Here is a 1,318-nt window from a genome sequence, read left to right as displayed (position 1 = left end):
CGGCGGCTCTGCTGCTCGGCGCGTCCGCGCTCGGCCTCATCTCTCCCGCCGCCGCGCAGCAAGCGAGCGTTCCCGCGCCGCCGCAACAGGCGCAGGCGCCGATCGTCCAGCGCATCATCGTCACGGGCAACCAGCGCATCGAGGGGGAGACCGTGCGCTCCTACCTGCCGGTCGCGCCGGGCTCGCCGATCGATCAGCTGACGATCGACACGGCGCTCAAGACGCTCTTCGGCACCGGGCTCTTCGCGGATGCGCAGATCGTCTACGATCAGCCGTCCGGCACCCTTCAGGTGGCCGTGGTCGAGAACCCCATCGTCAACCGCATCCTCTACGAGGGGAACCGGCGGACGAAGGAGGACAAGTTCGCCGAGGAGGTGCAGCTCGAGCCCCGCGCCGTCTACACGCAGGCGAAGGTTCAGGCGGACGTCCAGCGCATCCTTCAGATCTACCGCCAGTCGGGCCGTTTCGGCGCGACCGTGACGCCCAAGATCGTCGAGCTGCCGCAGAACCGCGTCGACGTCATCTTCGAGATCGAGGAGGGGCCGAAGACCGGCGTCGCCAAGATCAACTTCATCGGCAACGAGGCCTTCACCGACTCCCAGCTTCGCGGCGCGGTCCTGACCGCCGAGAGCCATTGGTGGGACATCCTCGAGTCGAACGACAACTACGACCCCGACCGCCTGGACTACGACCGCCAGCTGCTGCGCGAGTTCTACACGCAGCAGGGCTATGCCGACTTCTCGGTCACGTCCGCCGTCGCCGAGCTGACGCCGGACCGGAAGGACTTCTTCATCACCTTCACGGTGGACGAGGGGCCGCAATACGAGTTCGGGCGCGTCGACGTGCGCACGACCTTATCGCGGGTGCCGAACTCGGTCCTCGAACGCTCGATCCCCGTCCGGACCGGCCAGCAGTTCAACTCCGAGCTGATGGAACAGGCCGAAGAAGCGATCACCTTCGCGACCGGCGTCGCGGGCTACGCCTTCGTCGAGGTCAACCCGCGCCTGAACCGCAACGAGGAGACGCGGACCATCGACGTGACCTTCGAGGTCAACGAGGGCCCGCGCGTCTACGTCGAGCGGATCGACATCGGCGGGAACATCTCGACCCTCGACCGGGTCATCCGCCGCGAGATGCGCCTGGCCGAGGGCGACGCCTTCAACCGCGTGCTTCTGGACCGGTCCGAACGCGCCGTGCGCTCGCTCGGCTACTTCTCGGACGTGTCGATCCAAGAGCTTCCGGGCTCCGCCCCGGACCGCACGATCCTCGACGTCGACGTGACCGAACAATCCACCGGCAGCTTCCAGATCGGCGGCGG

1 protein-coding gene is annotated in these 1,318 nt (G+C 67.4%); it reads left to right on the top strand.

Annotation, left to right across the window (positions count from 1 at the left end; all coding sequences use genetic code 11):
- Window positions 1-1,318 (top strand): outer membrane protein assembly factor BamA (gene bamA / locus GGQ59_RS14710; RefSeq protein ID WP_246408967.1); only part of this gene is annotated, 1,318 nt, incomplete at both ends.

This window comes from Parvularcula dongshanensis (assembly GCF_014199615.1).
Classification (GTDB): domain Bacteria; phylum Pseudomonadota; class Alphaproteobacteria; order Caulobacterales; family Parvularculaceae; genus Parvularcula; species Parvularcula dongshanensis.
This window is presented reverse-complemented; position numbering and strand designations above follow the sequence as displayed.